Annotated in this window: 15 protein-coding genes; 8 read left to right on the forward strand and 7 right to left on the reverse strand. The window is 70.1% G+C overall.

Annotated features, from left to right (window positions below):
* Positions 1-44: 44 nt before the first annotated feature.
* The gene (locus MRBLWH7_RS05670; RefSeq protein ID WP_341999992.1) at positions 45-3452 is read right to left on the reverse strand and encodes a pyruvate carboxylase; all 3408 of its coding nucleotides are present in this window, start codon (positions 3450-3452) and stop codon (positions 45-47) included.
* Between the two features lie 86 nt (positions 3453-3538).
* Between MRBLWH7_RS05670 and MRBLWH7_RS05675 the strand changes: the two genes are divergently transcribed.
* Together MRBLWH7_RS05675 and MRBLWH7_RS05680 are read left to right on the forward strand one after the other, a co-directional pair.
* On the forward strand, positions 3539-4348 hold the full coding sequence (locus tag MRBLWH7_RS05675; protein WP_341999994.1) for a ParA family protein: 810 nt from the start codon (positions 3539-3541) through the stop codon (positions 4346-4348).
* Positions 4349-4481: 133 nt separating this feature from the next.
* On the forward strand, positions 4482-5696 hold the full coding sequence (locus tag MRBLWH7_RS05680; RefSeq protein WP_341999996.1) for an aminotransferase class I/II-fold pyridoxal phosphate-dependent enzyme: 1215 nt from the start codon (positions 4482-4484) through the stop codon (positions 5694-5696).
* A 15-nt stretch (positions 5697-5711) separates the two neighbouring features.
* Here the strand turns inward: MRBLWH7_RS05680 and MRBLWH7_RS05685 are convergent, their stop codons facing one another.
* The 3 genes from MRBLWH7_RS05685 to MRBLWH7_RS05695 form a co-directional block, all read right to left on the reverse strand.
* Positions 5712-6254, reverse strand: coding sequence for a MerR family transcriptional regulator (locus tag MRBLWH7_RS05685; RefSeq protein WP_341999998.1), 543 nt, complete (start codon positions 6252-6254; stop codon positions 5712-5714).
* A gap of 157 nt (positions 6255-6411) precedes the next feature.
* Positions 6412-7104 (reverse strand): MerR family transcriptional regulator, encoded by a 693-nt coding sequence (locus MRBLWH7_RS05690; protein WP_342000000.1) that lies wholly within the window; start codon positions 7102-7104, stop codon positions 6412-6414.
* Positions 7104-7607: an FHA domain-containing protein gene (locus MRBLWH7_RS05695; protein WP_342000002.1), complete on the reverse strand. Its 504-nt coding sequence runs from the start codon at positions 7605-7607 to the stop codon at positions 7104-7106. Before MRBLWH7_RS05695 ends, MRBLWH7_RS05690 begins: the two co-directional genes overlap by 1 nt.
* A gap of 165 nt (positions 7608-7772) precedes the next feature.
* Between MRBLWH7_RS05695 and MRBLWH7_RS05700 the strand changes: the two genes are divergently transcribed.
* Positions 7773-8123 (forward strand): hypothetical protein, encoded by a 351-nt coding sequence (locus MRBLWH7_RS05700; protein ID WP_342000005.1) that lies wholly within the window; start codon positions 7773-7775, stop codon positions 8121-8123.
* 60 nt (positions 8124-8183) lie between these two features.
* Here MRBLWH7_RS05700 and MRBLWH7_RS05705 read toward each other — a convergent pair whose 3' ends face one another.
* Positions 8184-8585 (reverse strand): hypothetical protein, encoded by a 402-nt coding sequence (locus tag MRBLWH7_RS05705; protein WP_342000007.1) that lies wholly within the window; start codon positions 8583-8585, stop codon positions 8184-8186.
* Positions 8586-8690: 105 nt separating this feature from the next.
* On the opposite strand from MRBLWH7_RS05705, the gene MRBLWH7_RS05710 reads away from it, so the two are divergent.
* Both MRBLWH7_RS05710 and lpdA read left to right on the forward strand, forming a co-directional pair.
* Positions 8691-9383: a copper resistance CopC family protein gene (locus tag MRBLWH7_RS05710; protein WP_342000009.1), complete on the forward strand. Its 693-nt coding sequence runs from the start codon at positions 8691-8693 to the stop codon at positions 9381-9383.
* Between the two features lie 10 nt (positions 9384-9393).
* The gene (lpdA, locus tag MRBLWH7_RS05715; protein ID WP_342000011.1) at positions 9394-10791 is read left to right on the forward strand and encodes a dihydrolipoyl dehydrogenase; all 1398 of its coding nucleotides are present in this window, start codon (positions 9394-9396) and stop codon (positions 10789-10791) included.
* Between the two features lie 157 nt (positions 10792-10948).
* On the opposite strand, the gene MRBLWH7_RS05720 is transcribed toward lpdA, so the two are convergent.
* The gene (locus MRBLWH7_RS05720) at positions 10949-11620 is read right to left on the reverse strand and encodes a CYTH domain-containing protein (RefSeq protein WP_342000013.1); all 672 of its coding nucleotides are present in this window, start codon (positions 11618-11620) and stop codon (positions 10949-10951) included.
* A complete protein-coding gene (locus MRBLWH7_RS05725) occupies positions 11610-11837 on the reverse strand; it encodes a hypothetical protein (RefSeq protein ID WP_045299024.1) in 228 nt (75 codons plus the stop codon). Before MRBLWH7_RS05725 ends, MRBLWH7_RS05720 begins: the two co-directional genes overlap by 11 nt.
* Positions 11838-11970: 133 nt before the next feature.
* Here MRBLWH7_RS05725 and glgP point away from each other — a divergent pair, with 133 nt between their 5' ends.
* The 3 genes from glgP to MRBLWH7_RS05740 all read left to right on the forward strand — a co-directional run bounded on the left by glgP (position 11971) and on the right by MRBLWH7_RS05740 (position 18330).
* Complete coding sequence (gene glgP, locus MRBLWH7_RS05730; protein WP_342000017.1) at positions 11971-14523, forward strand: alpha-glucan family phosphorylase; 2553 nt, start codon at positions 11971-11973, stop codon at positions 14521-14523.
* A gap of 312 nt (positions 14524-14835) precedes the next feature.
* Positions 14836-17376, forward strand: coding sequence for a rhamnogalacturonan lyase (locus MRBLWH7_RS05735; RefSeq protein WP_342000018.1), 2541 nt, complete (start codon positions 14836-14838; stop codon positions 17374-17376).
* Positions 17377-17598: 222 nt separating this feature from the next.
* Positions 17599-18330: a glutamine amidotransferase gene (locus tag MRBLWH7_RS05740; protein ID WP_342000020.1), complete on the forward strand. Its 732-nt coding sequence runs from the start codon at positions 17599-17601 to the stop codon at positions 18328-18330.
* Positions 18331-18349: the final 19 nt, after the last annotated feature.

Consider the following 18349-nt stretch of genomic DNA (forward strand, 5'->3'; position numbering starts at 1 on the left):
GGGCTCATGCCGCAGGCGCGTAGGGGCGGATGCCACCCTCCAGGCTACTGCGCCGGACGGATGACGACCAAAAGGTCGCCGGCATCGACCTGCGCGGTCTCGGGGATGACGAGGCGCTCGACGACGCCTTCGACGGGTGCGGTGATGGCCGCCTCCATCTTCATCGCCTCGATCGACGCGACCGGCTGGCCGGCCGCGACCGTGTCGCCCGTCTTGGCCTTGAGCGTGACCACACCCGAGAACGGCGCGGCGACCTGCCCCGGCTTCGAGGTGTCGGCCTTCTCCGCCTGGCGTGCTTCGACCTTGATGCTGCGGTCGCGCACGAACACCGGGCGCAGCTGACCGTTGAGCGTCGTCATGACCGTGCGCATGCCCTTGGCATCCGCTTCACCGATCGCCTCGAGTCCCACGTACAGCTGCACGCCGGGGTCGATCTCGGCGACATGCTCCTCTCCCGGCTTGAGGCCGTAGAGGTAGTCGGGAGTGCCGAGACTGGCGAGGTCGCCGTACGTCTCGCGGTTCTTCTCGAATTCGCGCGCGGGCCCGGGGAACAGGAGGCGGTTGAGCGTACGGCGGCGCGTCGCGGCGTCGCCGGCGAGGCCCGCCTCCTCGTCCGCGGTGAGCGGCGGGATCTCGATCGAGACCGTGCGCCCCGCGAGCACCTTCGTTCGGAAGGGCTCGGGCCAGCCGCCCGGGAGATCGCCGAGCTCGCCCGCCATGAAGCCCACGACCGAGTCCGGGATGTCGTAGTTCTGCGGGTTCGCCTCGAAATCCGCCGGATCGGCGCGCACGGCGACGAGCGCGAGGGCGAGGTCGCCCACGACCTTCGACGACGGCGTCACCTTCGGGATGCGGCCGAGGATGCGGTCGGCCGCGGCGTACATGTCCTCGATGAGCTCGAAGTCGTCCGCGAGGCCGAGGGCGATCGCCTGCTGGCGGAGGTTCGACAGCTGCCCGCCCGGGATCTCGTGGTGATAGACGCGACCGGTCGGCGAGGCGAGGCCGGACTCGAACGGACGGTACAGGTGGCGCACCGCCTCCCAGTACGGCTCAAGGTCGCTGACAGCCTGAAGGCTGAGCCCGGTGTCGCGGTCGGTGTGGGCGAGCGCGGCGACGAGGGCCGAGAGCGACGGCTGGCTCGTGGTGCCCGACATCGGTGCGGCCGCAGCATCCACGGCGTCCACTCCCGCGGCGCTCGCCGCGAGCAGCGTCGCGAGCTGGCCGCCCGCGGTGTCGTGCGTGTGCAGGTGCACGGGCAGGTCGAAGTTCTCGCGCAGCGCGGTGACGAGCTTCGCGGCGGCGGCGGGACGCACGAGGCCCGCCATGTCCTTGATGGCGAGGATGTGCGCGCCCGACTCGACGATCTGCTCCGCGAGGCGCAGGTAGTAGTCGAGCGTGTACAGCTTCTCCGCCGGGTCGAGCAGGTCGGAGGTGTAGCAGAGCGCGACTTCGGCGATCGCGGTGCCGGTGGAGCGCACCGCGTCGATCGCGGGACGCATCTGCGACACGTCGTTGAGGGCGTCGAAGACGCGGAAGATGTCGACCCCCGTGGCCGCGGCCTCGCGCACGAAGGCGTCGGTCACCTCGACGGGACGCGGCGTGTAGCCCACGGTGTTGCGGCCGCGCAGCAGCATCTGGATCGGGATGTTCGGCATCGCACTGCGCAACGCCTCGAGGCGCTCCCACGGGTCCTCGGCGAGGAAGCGCAGCGCGACGTCGTACGTCGCGCCGCCCCACGCCTCGACCGAGAGCAGCTGCGGCGTCATGCGCGCGACGTGCGGGCCGACGCGGACGAGATCGCGCGTGCGCACCCGCGTCGCGAGCAGCGACTGGTGGGCGTCGCGGAACGTCGTCTCGGTGATGGCGAGGCCGCTCTGCGTGCGCAAGGCGCGGGCGAAGCCCTCGGGGCCGAGCTCGCGCAGGCGGTCGAGCGTGCCCGCGGGCGGCGCGGCGGCGAGATCGATGGCCGGCAGCTTGCTTCCCGGCGACACCGACAGCGGCTTCTCGCCGTACGGGCGGTTGACCGTGACGTCGCCGAGCCAGGCGAGCAGCTTCGTCGCGCGGTCGCGCGAGGGGTTGCTCGTGAGCAGTTGCGGGCGCTCGTCGATGAAGGACGTGCTGACATCGCCCTCGATGAAGGCGGGGTCATCGAGCACGGCGCGCAGGAACGGGATGTTGGTCGCGACGCCGCGGATGCGGAACTCGGCCAGCGCGCGGCGGGCGCGTGCGACGGCGGCCGGGAAGTCGCGGCCCCGGCAGGTGAGCTTCGCGAGCATCGAGTCGAAGTGCGGGCTGATCTGCGACCCCGCGGCGGTCGTTCCGCCGTCGAGGCGGATGCCCGCGCCACCGGGCGAGCGGTACGTGGTGATGCGCCCGGTGTCGGGGCGGAAGCCCTGCGACGGGTCCTCCGTCGTGATGCGGCACTGGAGTGCCGCCCCGCGCAGCTGGATGCGGTCCTGAGTGAGACCGAGCTCAGCGATCGTCTGCCCCGCCGCGATGCGGATCTGCGACTGCACGAGGTCGACGTCCGTGACCTCCTCGGTGACGGTGTGCTCGACCTGGATGCGCGGGTTCATCTCGATGAAGACGACCTCGCCGGTGCGGGGGCCGGCGGTCTCGAGGAGGAATTCGACGGTGCCGGCATTCTCGTAGCCGATCGACCGTGCGAAGGCGACGGCGTAGCCGTGGAGGGCGTCGCGGATCGCTGGGTCGAGGTTCGGCGCCGGCGCGATCTCGATCACCTTCTGGTGACGGCGCTGCACCGAGCAGTCGCGCTCGAACAGGTGCACGGTCTCGCCGGTCTTGTCGGCGAGGATCTGCACCTCGACGTGACGGGGCCGCTGCACCGCCTGTTCGAGGAAGACGCGTGCGTCGCCGAAGGCGCTGCCGGCCTCGCGCATGGCCTCGGCGAGGGCGGGCGCGAGCTCCTCCTTGCGCTCGACCCGCCGCATCCCTCGTCCGCCGCCGCCGGCGACCGCCTTCACGAAGATGGGGAACCCGATCCCGTCGGCCTGAGCGAGCAGCGCGTCGACGTCGTCGGAAGCGTCCGTGGAGCGCAGCACCGGCACGCCGGCGGCGATCGCGTGCTGCTTCGCGGTGACCTTGTTGCCGGCCATCTCGAGCACCTTCGAGGGCGGGCCGATGAAGGCGATGCCGTTCGCGGCCGCCTTCTCCGCCAGCTCGGGGTTCTCCGACAGGAAGCCGTAGCCCGGGTAGATCGCGTCGGCGCCGGCCGCCTGCGCGACGCGGATGATCTCGTCGACATCGAGGTAGGCGCGGACCGGGTGGCCCTTCTCACCGATCTCGTAGGACTCGTCCGCCTTCTGGCGATGCAGCGAGCCGCGGTCCTCGAAGGGGAACACGGCGACGGTGCGCGCACCCAGCTCGTATGCGGCTCGGAACGCTCGGATGGCGATCTCGCCTCGGTTCGCGACCAGGATCTTGCGGAACATGAGACCTCCGTGTGCGGCGGCGCAGGCGGACCCGAAAATGCGGGCTGAGTGTGCTCTCAGCCTAGGGGACGGTAACGTGGTGGCTTGTGCACGTCCTATCCGTCAGCTCGCTCAAGGGTGGCGTCGGCAAGACGACCGTGACTCTCGGACTCGCGTCGGCGGCTTTCGCCCGCGGTGTCCGCACGCTCGTCGTCGACCTCGACCCGCAGTCCGACGTCTCGACGGGCATGGACATCCAGGTGGCCGGCCGCCTGAATGTCGCCGATGTCCTCGCCAACCCCAAAGAGAAGACGGTCCGCCAGGCCATCACCTCGAGCGGCTGGGCGAAGGTGCACCCGGGCACGATCGACGTCATGATCGGCAGCCCGTCGGCCATCAACTTCGACGGACCCCACCCGAGCGTCCGCGACGTCTGGAAGCTCGAAGAGGCGCTCGCCACGATCGAGGCCGACTACGACCTCGTGCTCATCGACTGCGCCCCGTCGCTCAACGCCCTCACCAGAACCGCGTGGGCGGCCTCCGACCGCGTCATCGTCGTGACCGAGCCCGGGCTCTTCTCCGTCGCCGCCGCCGACCGCGCACTGCGTGCGATCGAAGAGATCCGCCGCGGCCTCTCCCCCCGCCTGCAGCCGCTGGGCATCGTGGTCAACCGCGTGCGTCCGCAGTCGATCGAGCATCAGTTCCGCATCAAGGAGCTCCGCGACATGTTCGGCCCGCTCGTCCTGAGCCCGCAGCTGCCCGAGCGCACGTCGCTCCAGCAGGCGCAGGGCGCGGCGAAGCCGCTGCACATCTGGCCCGGCGACTCCGCCCAGGAGCTCGCCGCCGACTTCGACTCCCTGCTCGACCGCATCATGCGCACCGGTCGCATCCCGGTCGCCGAGGACTCCCGCGCGTGATCTGACGGATGCCGCGGCCCGCAGCATCCGTGGGAGTGACCACTTTGCTCACCCGATGAGCACATTGCGCTACTTGTGCACGTGCGGGTGAGCTCGACTTGCCTTTCGTCGCGATTTCGCTGACCATATCGCCATGGCATCGATGACGCTGCACCCTGACAGCCTTGCCGTGCACGCCGGCCGCGACGATCTCGCGGGCCAGGGCGTCCACGCTCTCCCCCTCGACCTCTCGTCGACCAACCCGCTTCCCGGCATCGAGCTCGGCGGCATGTCGTACGAGGTGCTCGCCACCGGCGGCCACCCGTTCGAGGGCGGGTCGAACGTGTATGCGCGACTGTGGAACCCGACCGTCGCCCGTTTCGAGGAGGCCCTCTCGCGTCTCGAGCACGCCGAGGAGGCGGTGGCGTTCTCGTCCGGCATGGCGGCGGTCACCGCCGTGCTGCTCGCGCTGACCCACGAGTCGGGAAAGCGCCACGTCGTCGCCGTTCGCCCGCTGTACGGCGGCACCGACCACCTGCTCGCCTCGGGGCTCCTGGGCGTCGAGACCACGTTCTGCTCCCCCGACGGTGTCGCCGCGGCGCTGCGCGACGACACGGCGCTCGTGGTGCTCGAGACCCCGGCGAACCCCACGCTCGAGCTCGTAGACATCCGCGGGGTGGCTGCGGCGGCGGGCGACGTACCGGTGCTGGTCGACAACACCTTCGCGACGCCGGTGCTGCAGCACCCGCTCGATCTGGGCGCCTCGCTGTCGCTGCACAGTGCCACCAAGTACCTGGGCGGCCACGGCGATGTCGTGGGCGGTGTCGTCGCGTGCGACGCGCGACTCGCGGCGGCGCTTCGGCGCACCCGCGCCATCACCGGCGCGATCATGCACCCCCTCGCCGCCTACCTGCTGCACCGCGGTCTGGCGACGCTGCCCGTCCGCATGCGGGCGCAGCAGGAGGGGGCTCGCATCGTCGCCGAGTGGCTCACCACCCGGCCCGAGGTCGCGTGCGTGCACTTCCCGGGATTCGCCGACAGCGACCCCCGCGGCCTCATCGGCACCCAGCAGAGCGGACCCGGCGCGATGATCGCGATCGAACTCGCCGACGGGTTCGATGCGGCGTCGGCTCTGACGGCGTCCGTCCGGCTCTTCACGCATGCCGTGTCGCTGGGCAGCGTCGACTCGCTCATCCAGCACCCCGCGGCACTCACCCACCGACCCGTCACGGCGGACGCGAAGCCCTCCGACGCGCTCGTGCGCCTCTCCATCGGCCTCGAGGATCCGGCGGACCTGATCGCGGATCTCGAGCAGGCGCTCACCACGACAGCGGGCGCGCATGAGCAGATGGAGTCTGCGCTCGGCTGACTCCGGCCGCGCGCTCTATGCCGTGCGGGCGGCGCGGCGCACCGAGAGCTCGTCCATCGGGTCGGGCTTCTCGACCTCGAACTCGAGGAGCTCCGATTCGACCTCGCGCAGCACCTTTCCGACGGCGATGCCGAAGACGCCCTGACCGCGGCTGACGAGGTCGATGACCTCGTCGTTCGACGTGCAGAGATAGACGGATGCCCCGTCGCTCATGAGCGTCGTTCCTGCGAGGTCGCGGATCCCGGCGGCGCGGAGCTGGTCGACGGCCGTGCGGATCTGCTGAAGCGAGATGCCGGTGTCGAGCAGGCGCTTGACGAGCTTCAGCACCAGGATGTCGCGGAAGCCGTAGAGCCGCTGCGAGCCGGATCCGCTGGCGCCGCGGACCGTCGGCTCGACGAGCTCGGTGCGGGCCCAGTAGTCGAGCTGGCGGTAGGTGATGCCGGCGGCCTTCGCCGCGGCGGCGCCGCGGTAGCCGACCTCGTCATCCATCGCGGGAAGACCGTCGGTGAAGAGGAGTTCTGCACTGAACGGCTCGCCAGGAGCAACGTCTCCGGTCATGCTCGTTCCCCCCTCCGGATCGAATAGTTCCACGCTAGATCAGCCTCCCCCTCGCGGCAACGACATCCGGCGTTCGGGGGTCGGCGTGTCGCGCACTTCGGCACGTTTCGCAGGCTCCCTCGACGACCGGTCGGGGAAGGGCGACTTCCTCCGCACCTCAGGACAGCATGCGCTCGAGCGCCGCGCGCACGAAGATCGCGCGCACGTCGTCGAGACGCCGGGTGAGCTCCGGCGCCAGCTCTCCGGCGCGGCCGCGGGACGCGGCATCCGTCCGCCGAAGCAGGGGCGCGAGAGCCGACTCGACGAGCGCCACGTCGCGTTCGGCGCTCTGCCGCAGCGCGCGAACGTGGCGCGGCTCTATGCCGTGCCGGTCGAGTGCGACGAGAGCACGCAGCAGCGTCACCGACTGCTCCGTGTACGACTCGGCGCCCGTGAGGATGCCGGTGCTGATGGCGTCGTTGAGCAGCTGCGGTGCGGCGCCCGCCGCCGACAGCAGCTCATCGCGGCGATAGCGGCGCGGAGCCGGCACGATGGACGGCGGAGGCACCGCCGTCGGTGTTGCCGGGTCGCGGCCGGCGTCGACATCCTCGAGGTAATCCCGGATCACCGACAGCGGCAGGTAGTGGTCGCGCTGCAGGGTGAGCGCGAGGCGCAGTCGCTCCAGGTCGCCCTGCGAGAACTTGCGGTACCCGGACTCGGTGCGCAGGGGCGTGACGATCCCCTGGACCTCGAGGAAGCGCAGCTTGCTGGAGGTCAGGGAGGGGAACTCGGGCGACAGACGCGCGAGGACCTGACCGATGCTGAGAAGACCCGCGGACGACGCCCTGTCACGGACGGAAGCCGCGGGCATCAGGCCTCCGTCGCCCTGGAGAGGTCAGCCGGTGAGACGAAGAAGTTGAGTCGGAACTTTCCGATGCGCACCTCGGCGCCGTTGGTGAGCGTGGCCCGATCGACCCGCTCGCCGTTGACGTAGGTGCCGTTCAGCGAGCGCTGATCGACGAGCTCGAACGTGGTGCCGGTGCGGTTGATCTCCGCGTGGCGGCGAGAGACGGTGACGTCGTCGAAGAAGATGTCGGCTTCGGGGTGCCGCCCGACCGTGGTGACATCGGCATCGAGCAGGTAGCGGGCGCCGGCAGTGGGTCCGGAACGGACCAGCAGCAGGGCGGCGCCGGACGGGAGGGCGTCGATCGCGTCGAGCTCGGCCTCGCCGAGCTCGCTGCCGAAGGGCACGAAGGACAGGTCGGAATCGTGGCCGAACGTCTGCGTCGTGTCGGACGCGCGGTCGGACTCGTGTGCGTCGGACCCTGCGGCCCGGCGGATGTCGCCCTGATCGGGTCGGCGGTCGTGCTCCACGGTTTCCTCCTCTGTCTCGCCAGCCTATCCGATCGCCCTCGGCTCGGAAGAGGACGTTCCCGGTTGCCGCAATGTTTCGCCGCGTGTCGGCCGAGATGCCGCGAACGGCACACCCCCCTAGCCTGGCAGGACCGGCAACGATCCGTTAACCAGAAGGAGACCACCGTGTCGAGCCCGCACAGCCACATCCCGCCCCTCGAGGTGCGTGAGGCTGCGGCGTGCATGTGCGACCACGGTGACAACTGCTCCTCGTTCGCACCGGGCCACGCGCTGCACCTGATCCAGGCACGGCTCGCTTCGGCGACGCCGTCGGAGTGGGCGGACGCGATCGTCGAGGCATCCGACGAGCGCTCGGGTTTCGTGATCCTCCGCACGCTCGCCGACTGGAGCGCGGTGGCGCTCTGGAACGGCACCGGCGCAGCCGCCGCCGCGAAGCCCGGCACGCCGGTCGCGATCCACGAGCGCTACCACGTGCTCGCCGTCGGCGGCGCGCGGTTCAACGTCCTCCGCGGCTGACGCTTCGACAAGCTCAGCGACCGGGCCGGCCGAGCCGCCGCAGAGAAGAAGCGAAGAGCCTCAGCTCATCGCCATCATCATGTCCTTCATGGCCATGCACGCGTCCATGCACGCCTTGCAGGCCTGAGCGCACATCTTGCAGACCTCGCTGTGGTCGGCGTGCTCCATGCACTCGTCCATCGTCAGCTGGCACATCGCCATGCAGGCGTCGAGCATCGACATCATGGTCGCGGGGTTCATGCCCTGCATCCGCATCATGGCGCGCATCATCGTGTTGCACATGTCCGCGCAGCTCATGCACGCGGGGGCGCACGACATCATCTGCGTGGAGCACACCGTGCATGCCTGCTCGCAGGCCGAGCAGGCGTCCATACAGGCCTGCATGACCGACATGTCCATGGTCTCCATGCCGGGCATCGACATCATGTCCTTGGACATGGCGCCCATCATCATCTGGTCCATCCGCCGGATCCTTCCGCGTGGGGAACGGCGGGCTCCGGGCCCGCCTGTCGCCAGGCTAGACCTCGCCGGGCCCCCAGCAAAGAGCCGGATAGGCTCGATCGGGTGATGTCACAAACTCTTCACAGGCCGCTTCCCGCCCGGGTCTGGGCATTCCTCGCCGCACTGCTGATCGCCTCCGGGATGATTCTCGCCGCAGCCTCCCCCGCCAGCGCGCACGATGAGCTGCTCGGCAGCGATCCGGCCGCAGACGGCACGCTCGAGGCCCTCCCCGCGGAGCTCACCCTGACCTTCAGCGCCGAGATCGCCGACGACGAGGGCGCCTCGGTCGTGGAGGTGATGGATGCCTCGGGCGCGTCGCTCGCGGACGGCGCACCGACCGTGCGCGACAACGTGCTGACCCAGCCGCTCGCGGGCGAGGCATCCGGTGCCGTGAAGGTCTTGTGGAAGGTCGTCTCGAGCGACGGGCACCCGATTTCGGGCGAGTTCACCTTCGCGGTCGAGGGAGCACCGGCGCCGGCGCCGACCGAGACCACCGTCCCCACGCCGACAGAGACCGCAGCGCCGAGCGAGTCTGCCGGGCCGACGCCGACGCCGACGGTCACGAACGGGCCCGTCGCGGACGACGCATCGACCGCGCTGCCGTGGATCATCGCCGGCGTGCTCGCCCTCGCGCTGATCGGCGCCGTGGTGTACCTCCTCGTCTCGCGCTCGCGCCGCGAGAAGGCCCTCGCGAACGGGTCGACCGACCGCGCCGCCGACGCCCCGGGGCCCGACTCCGAGCCCCCCGTCGACCGATAGGCTTGAGACCATGCCTCATTACGACGTCGCCATCCTCGGCGCGGGGCCCGGCGGCTACGTCGCAGCCGTCCGTGCTTCGCAGCTCGGCCTCAAGGTCGCCATCATCGAAGAGAAGTACTGGGGCGGTGTCTGCCTCAACGTCGGCTGCATCCCCTCGAAGGCGCTGCTGAAGAACGCCGACCTCGCACACCAGTTCCACCACAAGGCCGACCTGTTCGGCATCTCGGGCGATGTGCACTTCGACTTCGGCGTCGCCTGGGACCGCAGCCGCAAGGTGGCGGACACCCACGTCAAGGGCATCCACTACCTGATGAAGAAGAACAAGGTCGACGAGTACGAGGGCCGCGGGTCGTTCGTCGACGCGAACACGATCGACGTCGCCAAGACCGACGGCACCACCGAGCGCGTCACGTTCGACAACGCGATCATCTCGACCGGCTCGAAGGTCCGGCTGCTCCCGGGCGTGCAGATCGGCGGAAACATCGTGACGTACGAGGAGCAGATCCTCGCGCGCGACCTGCCCCAGTCGATCGTCATCGTCGGCGCCGGCGCCATCGGCATGGAGTTCGCCTTCGTGATGGTGAACTACGGCGTGAAGGTCACGATCATCGAGTTCCTCGACCGCGCCCTGCCGAACGAGGACGCGGACGTCTCGAAGGAGATCGCGCGCCAGTACAAGAGCTACGGCGTCGACATCCTCACCTCGACCAAGGTCGAGACGGTCACCGACCACGGCGACAAGGTCACCGTGACGTACACCGCCAAGGACGGCAGCCAGGGCTCGATCGACGCCGACAAGGTCATGATGTCGATCGGCTTCGCCGCCAACGTCGAGGGCTTCGGGCTCGAGAACACCGGCGTGAAGCTCACCGACCGCGGGGCGATCGACATCGACGACCACATGCGCACCAACGTGCCGCACATCTACGCGATCGGTGACGTCACCGCCAAGCTGCAGCTGGCCCACGTGGCCGAGGCGCAGGGCGTCGTCGCCGCCGAGACCATCGGCAAGGCCGAGACCATGACGCTCGGCGACTACCGCATGATGCCGCGCGCGACGTTCTGCTCGCCGCAGGTCGCCTCGTTCGGTCTCACCGAGCAGCAGGCGCGCGACGCCGGCTACGACGTCAAGGTCGCGAAGTTCCCGTTCTCGGCGAACGGCAAGGCGAACGGCCTGGGCGAGCCCATCGGCTTCGTCAAGCTCATCGCCGACGGCGAGCACCTCGAGCTGCTCGGCGGCCACCTCATCGGCCCTGACGTCTCGGAGCTCCTGCCCGAGCTGACGCTCGCGCAGAAGTGGGACCTCACCGCTCTCGAGGCGGCGCGCAACGTCCACACGCACCCGACGCTGTCGGAGGCCGTGCAGGAGGCCTTCCACGGCCTCGCCGGCCACATGATCAACCTCTGATCAGCAGACGCAGAAACGCCCTGGGCTTCCTCGGAAACCCAGGGCGTTTCGACTCGCTCGTTCCTCGCTCGCTCAACGACCGAAAGTAGGGCACCGGTCGTTGAGCGGAGCGCGCTCTGGCGCGCGAAGTCGAAACGCGTCGGGCTTGCGAGCGACCTCAGGCGCCGAGCGTGCGGGCGAGCTTGGAATCGGATGCCGCGGCGCGGCCGCCTGCGGCACGCACCGCGGCTTCCGCGGCCGCGAGCAGCGCGGCGCGGCCCTCGTCCGAGGTCGGGGCGGCGGGTCCCAGCTCGAACTCCCATTCGCGCCAGGACCGGTCCACGCCGGCGCGCTCGTCGGTGGCGACGACGTGGTCGTCGACGAACTCCGCGACGAGGCCGCCGTGCTCGTCCTGCAGTGCGTAGGCGGTGCGGCTGTTGCGGATGCGGGCGATCGGCGCGAAGTCCGACGCGCGCGCGATCTTCGAGACCGCGTCGGCGACAGCATCCGGGATCTCATCCACGGGGCCGATCGGCCAGTGCAGCTCGACCCGGCCGCCGTCGGCGCCCCGCGGGCCCTTGATGTGCCAGCCCTCGTCAGGACCGCCGGTGCGGTGGCGCACCGCGTAGCCCGCGTGCGCGAGCGCGAGGTCATCGCTGTCGAGGTAGGTGGCGTCGAGCTGACGCAACTCGGGGTCGCCGACGCGCGCCACACCCGGAAGCGCCGACCAGTCGGGCAGCGGCGTCGACTCGTCGACGTCGAACTTCAGCTCGACCTCGACGCTGTGCGACGCGCCGCTCGCGGCGGCGGCGTCGCCGCCGGCCGCGTGGGGAGTGCGATCAGTCGTCACGACCATCCGGGTTCGGGTCGATGTCTTCGGTGGCCTCGACGTAGACGAAGCGCGTCTCGGTCGGGCCGTCCTGGTCGCCCGTGTGGGTCTCGTCGCCCTCGCGGCGATAGACGAGCTGCCCCTCGCCGTAGGGGACGATGTACGAATCGGAGACGGTCGGGTCGAGCGGAATGATCTGTCCGTCGAGGGGTCCGCCGTGCAGTCGTGCGATTGCCATAGCGCCAGCGTAGACCCGGCACCCGACGCGAGCGGCTCCCTTTCGGTCGCCGCACGACGTGTCGCGCCCTGCGAGACTCTCGGTCACCGACCCGGTGCAAGCGCTTCCAGCTTTTGCCCCTAGAATCGCGAGCGTGAAGGCCATCCGCACGTTCACCGTCCGTCCCGTCCTCGCCGACTCCCTCGCCCCGCTCGACCGCCTCGCCTCCAACTGGCGCTGGTCGTGGAGCCGTGCGACGCACGCGCTGTTCGCCTCGATGGATCCCGTCCTGTGGGACGAGACCGGCGCGAACCCCGCACGGATGCTCGGCGCATTGGGCCAAGAACGCCTGGACGAGCTCGCCCGGGATGAGCAGTTCGTCGCCCGCGTACGCGAGGAGGACGAGCGCCTCGCCGCCTACCTCGAGGGCGACCGCTGGTTCCAGCACCTCGAGGGCGACAAGCCGGTGCACATCGCCTACTTCTCCCCCGAGTTCGGCGTCGACGGCTCGCTCCCCCAGTACTCCGGCGGCCTCGGCATCCTCGCCGGCGACCACCTCAAGAGCGCGTCCGACCTCGGCGTGCCGCTCACCGGCGTCGGCCTCTTCTACCGCGCCGGGTATTTCCGCCAGTCGATCGGCGACGACGGGTGGCAGCGCGAGAGCTACCCGCTGCTCGATCCGTACGGACTCGGCCTGACGCTGCTCCGTGACCGCGAAGGCGCCCCCGTCGAGATCGCGCTCGACCTGCCTGGTGGCCGCCGCCTGCACGCGCGCATCTGGGTCGCCGACATCGGCCGCATCCCGCTCCTGCTGCTCGACTCCGAGACGCCCTCGAACACCGACGAGATGCGACGCGTCACCGACCGCCTGTACGGTGGCGGCGGCGAGCACCGCCTGCTGCAGGAACTGCTGCTCGGCGTCGGAGGCGTTCGCGCGGTGCGCGCGTGGTCGGAGCTCGCCGGCCGCCCCGCGCCCGACGTCTACCACACGAACGAGGGCCACGCCGGGTTCCAGGGCCTCGAGCGGATGTCGGAGCTCATCACCCACGACGGCCTGAGCTTCGACGAGGCCCTCGCCCAGGTGCGCGCGGGTACCGTCTTCACCACTCACACGCCGGTGCCCGCGGGCATCGACCGCTTCCCTCGCGAACTCATCGCCGACTTCCTCTCGAGCAGCCTGTTCCAGGGACTCGACGCCGGCCGCGCGATCTCGCTCGGCCTCGAGACGTGGGAGGGCGGCGACCAGGGCGTCTTCAACATGGCCGTGCTCGGCCTGCACCTCGGCCAGCACGCGAACGGCGTCTCGGTGCTCCACGGCGAGGTCAGCCGCGGCATGTTCGGCATGCTGTGGCCGGGGGTCGACACCGACGAGGTGCCGATCACGTCGATCACGAACGGCGTGCACGCTCCGACGTGGGTGCACCCGGCCCTCAAGGCCGTCAGCGAGCGGGCGTGGGGCGACGCGCACACCGACACGCACGACTGGACCGATCGCGGAATCGTGACAGATGCCGAGCTCTGGGGCGTCCGTCAGCAGATGAAGGGCGAGCTCGTCGCGGAGGCGCGGCGGCGGGTCGCGGCATCCGTCTCCAACGGCCACACCCCCTCGTGGGTGGCGGATCTGCTCGACCCGGAGGTGCTGACGATCGGCTTCGCGCGCCGCGTGCCGACGTACAAGCGCCTGACGCTCATGCTGCGCGACCCCGAGAGGCTGACGCGCCTGCTCACCGACCCGGAGCGCCCGGTGCAGATCGTGATCGGCGGCAAGTCGCACCCGGCCGACGACTCGGGCAAGATCCTGATCCAGCAGCTCGTGCGCTTCAGCCGCGACCCGAAGGTGCGCGGGCGCATCGTGTTCCTGCCGGACTACGACATCACGCTTGCCAAGGACCTGTACCCCGGCTGCGACGTGTGGCTCAACAACCCCCTGCGCCCGCTCGAGGCGTGCGGCACGAGCGGCATGAAGGCGGCGCTCAACGGCGCCCTCAACCTGTCGATCCTCGACGGGTGGTGGGACGAGTGGTACGACGGCGAGAACGGCTGGGCGATCCCCACGGCCGACACCGCGTCGAACGATGAGGAGCGCGACGACGCCGAGGCGGCCGCTCTCTACGATCTCATCGAGCACCAGCTGGTGCCGCGCTTCTACGAGCGCGAGGGCGGGATTCCGCTGCGCTGGCTCGCCATGGTGCGCCACACCATGACCGAGCTCGGCAAGAAGGCGACGAGCGACCGCATGGTGCGCGATTACGTCCAGCGGCTCTATGTGCCGGCGGCGGCGCACGACGTGGCGCTTCGCGCGAACGGCTTCCTCGAAGCGCGCGCTGTCGCCGCGTTCGTCGCGCGCGTGCGCGAGGCGTGGGGCCGCGTGTCGATCGCAAGCGTCGACAGCTCGGGCATTCCGCAGCAGGCGCAGGCCGGCGACATCCTCGAGGTGCGCGCCGACGTGCGGCTCGACGGCCTGTCGCCCGACGACGTCGCGGTCGAACTGCTCTACGGCGCGACGAACGAGGACGACGCCCTGGCCCGCGACCACTCGGTGTACCGCCTGTCCCCCGGCGCGTCCGCGGCGGACGGCGCCACGGTGTTCAGCGGCACCCTCCCGCTCAGCGTGACCGGCACGTTCGGCTACACCGTCCGCGTGCGCCCCGCGCACGCCCAGCTGGTGTCGCCGGTGGAGCTCGGCCTCGTCACGTACGCCTCCTGAGTTCGGATTGACGGATGCCGCGGCACGCCGTTTCCCCGGTCGTTGAGCGAGCGAGGAACGAGCGAGTCGAAACGCCTTGAGCGTCTCGAACACTCAAAGCGTTTCGACGTCGCGCGCCAGAGCGCGCTCCTCTCAACGACCGGTGGGGCGGCGTTCGGCGCCCGCTCATTAAATCGTTCCAATTTCTCCGCCCGAAGTGTTGACCCTGGCACGAGCGGCTGACTAGTGTCGTCCGGGAAAGCGTATTCCTGGCGAATACCACGATGAGGTCCGTCCCCACACGGACCCCAACCTCGGGAGAGCGATTCGACGATGAATCTTCGCAGCACATCTGTCCGCGCGCTCGTGGCCGGCACGGCCGCATGCGCACTCACGCTCGGACTGGCGCAACCGGCGCTGGCCGAGCAGCCCTCCCCCGCCGGCGCACAGCTGGAGGCGCTCGACCGCGGCCTTGTCGCCGTCTCGACCGGCGAGGGCGTGTTCCTCAGCTGGCGCCTGCTCGCGACAGAGGCCGGTCCTGCGACCGCGACGGGCGTGAGCGGCCCCTCGTTCGCCGTCTTCCGCGACGGCGAGCGCATCGCCACGGTGGACGACAGCACGAACTATGCCGACCAGGGCGGGACCGCAGCATCCGTCTACGCGGTCGCTCCGGCACGGAACGACGTGACCGGCGAGCAGTCGGCGCCGGTGTCGGTGTGGAGCGACGGGTTCTACGACCTGCCGCTGCAGAAGCCGGCCGACGGCGTGGCGCCCACGAGCGTCCTGTTCCCCGAAGGCGAGAAGTACACCTACTCGGCGAACGACGCCTCGGTGGCCGACGTCGACGGCGACGGTGCGTTCGAGTTCGTCGTGAAGTGGGACCCGTCGAACTCCAAGGACGTGTCGCAGAAGGGCTACACCGGCCCCGTCTACATCGACACGTACGAGCTGGACGGCACGCTGCTCAACCGCATCGACCTCGGTGTGAACATCCGCGCAGGCGCCCACTACACGCAGTTCATGGTCTACGACTTCGACGGCGACGGCCGGTCAGAGACGATGCTGAAGACTGCGCCCGGAACGACCTCGATCCGCTACAACGCCGACGGCACCGTCGCATCCGAGGCCGGCATCACCATGCTCGCCGACGACCTCGCGGCCGGATACCAGGCGACCGACGACTACCGAATGAGCGCTGCGGACTACCGCCAGCACCTCATCGAGACGTTCGAGGGCTGGTCGGCGCATCCCGAGGTCGTCGCGGGCCACTGGCCGGCGACCCTCGAGCAGGCGTTCGGCATCCCGGTGACGCACGAGTACCCGCTGTCCACCGCGTCGGCGACCGAGCTCGTCGACTACTTCATCACGACATACGCGCCCGCGCGCAGCGCCCGCAACGACCTGACCACCTTCGAGGGCTTCATCGTCGACGGGCCGGAGTACCTGACGGTGTTCGACTCGGCGACCGGCGAAGAGCTCGAGACGGTCCGTTACGAGCCCGGTCGCGACGACGACGGCCTCCTGTGGGGCGACTACGCGATGGCGCGCATCGAGCCGGGCAACCGCGTCGATCGCTTCCTCGCGGGCGTCGCATACCTCGACGGCACGCACCCGTCGGCGGTGTTCGCACGCGGCTACTACACGCGCACGACCGTCAACGCCTACGACTGGGACGGCGAGCACCTCACCACGCGCTGGGCGGTCGACAGCGGCCACGTGCCGTTGACCAACCCGTTCAACGACGGTCCGCACGGCCGTGACGGCACCGACCCGGTGTACGGCGCCATCACGACGCAGGGCTTCCACTCGCTGAGCGCGGCCGACGTCGACGGCGACGGCAAGCACGAGATCGTCTACGGGGCGGCGACGATCGACGACGACGGCGGCCTGCTGCACAGCTCGTTCGACGAGCTGCCGGCCGGCAGCGCCACGCCGGGACAGAACGTGCGCCTCGGCCACGGCGACGCGATGCACGTCACCGACATCGACCCGAACCGCCCCGGTCTCGAGATCTGGACGGCGCACGAAGGCGCCACGTTCGCGCCCTACGGCTCGGCGATGCGCGACGCCGCGACCGGCGAAGTGCTCTTCGGCGCCTACTCGGGCCGTGACACCGGCCGCAGCATGATCGGCGACGTGCGCTCCGACGTGCCGGGACTCGAGGTGTGGGCGAGCATGCCCAACGGCACCGAGGGCTCGGGCCTGCTGAGCGCGACGAACGTGCCGCTGGCAGCATCCACCCCCGGAACCAACCAGTCGATCCGCTGGGCGGCCGACATGACCACCCAGATCGTCGACGGCGCCCTCGACGTCACGCCGACCATCAGGGACTGGACCCGTGGCACTGTGCTCACGGCCGATGGCACCCGCACGAACAACGGCACCAAGGGCAACCCGTCGCTCGTTGCCGACGTGTTCGGCGACTGGCGCGAGGAGCTGCTCGTGCGCACCGCCGACTCGAGCGCGCTGCGCATCTACACGAGCACGGAGACGACGACGCACAAGCTGCCGACGCTCATGCACGACGTGCAGTACCGCGCCGAGGTGGCTCGCCAGAACACCACCTACAACCAGCCGTCGTACACGAGCTATTACTTCGCGAGCGATATGGACTTCGCGAACGTGCCCGTGCTCACGACCGCTGCCACGCCCGGCGCGCCGAAGTTCACCGACCCGAAGGGTTCGAACTCCGACCACGTGGTCGTCGCGCCCGACGCGTCGTTCGACTACTACGTCAACGGCGTGAGGGCCGAGAAGCCACTGGTCAAGGTGCCCGCCGGCTCGAAGGTGCAGGTGACCGCCGTCCCGAAGGACGGCTTCGCCGTGGCCACCGATGCGGTGTCGACCTGGACGCACCAGTTCGGCGGCGAGTAACGGATGACGGATGCCTCGGCCCGGCGCACTGCGCCGCGCCGAGGCTTTCGTGTGTCTGCCGTTTCCCGGTCTTTGAGCGAGCGAGGAATGAGCGAGTCGAAACGCGTCGAACCCGACGCAACGCCGCGGCGCTGACACTTTCGAATACCCGGGACGTTTCGACTTCGGGCGCTGGAGCGCCCTTCGCTCACCGAGCGGCGGGAGGGCCCGTAGGCTGGTGCGGTGAAGCCGTTCGTCCTCCTCGCGACCCGTGCTGAGGACGTGCCGGCGGACGAGGAGTACGCGCTCTTCCTGCGGTATACCGGCCTGGAGCCCGACGAGCTCATCCGGGTGCGGCTCGAGGCCGAGACGATGCCGCGGATGGACCTCGACGCGCTGTCGGGCATCTTCGTGGGCGGCGGGCCGTTCAACGCCTCCGATCCGCTCGACAAGAAGTCGCCGACGCAGCGCCGGGTCGAGCAGGAGTTCGGCATCCTCCTCGACGAGGTCGTCGCGCGCGACTTCCCGTTCCTCGGCGCCTGCTACGGCGTCGGCACGCTCGGCGCGCACCAGGGCGCGGAGATCGACCGCACCTACTCCGAGCCGATCGGCGTCGTGCCCGTGACGATGACAGAGGCCGGAGCATCCGATCCCCTGCTCGCCGGCATGCCCGAGACCTTCGGCGCGTTCGTCGGACACAAAGAGGCGATCACGCAACTGCCCGCCTCGGCGACGCTGCTGGCGTCGTCGCCCACGTGTCCGGTGCAGATGTTCCGGGTCGGCGAGAACGTGTACGCGACGCAGTTCCACCCCGAACTCGACGTCGAGGGCATCACGACGCGGATCCACGCCTACGCCGGCTACGGCTACTTCGCGGCCGACGAGCTCGACCTCACGCTGGCCGCCGTGCGCCGCGCGACCGTCTCGCACCCGAGCCGCATGCTGCGCACCTTCGTCGAGCGCTACGCCCGCTGATCCTCTTCGCACAGCGCGA

It is taken from the genome of Microbacterium sp. LWH7-1.2 (assembly GCF_038397755.1).
GTDB lineage: Bacteria > Actinomycetota > Actinomycetes > Actinomycetales > Microbacteriaceae > Microbacterium.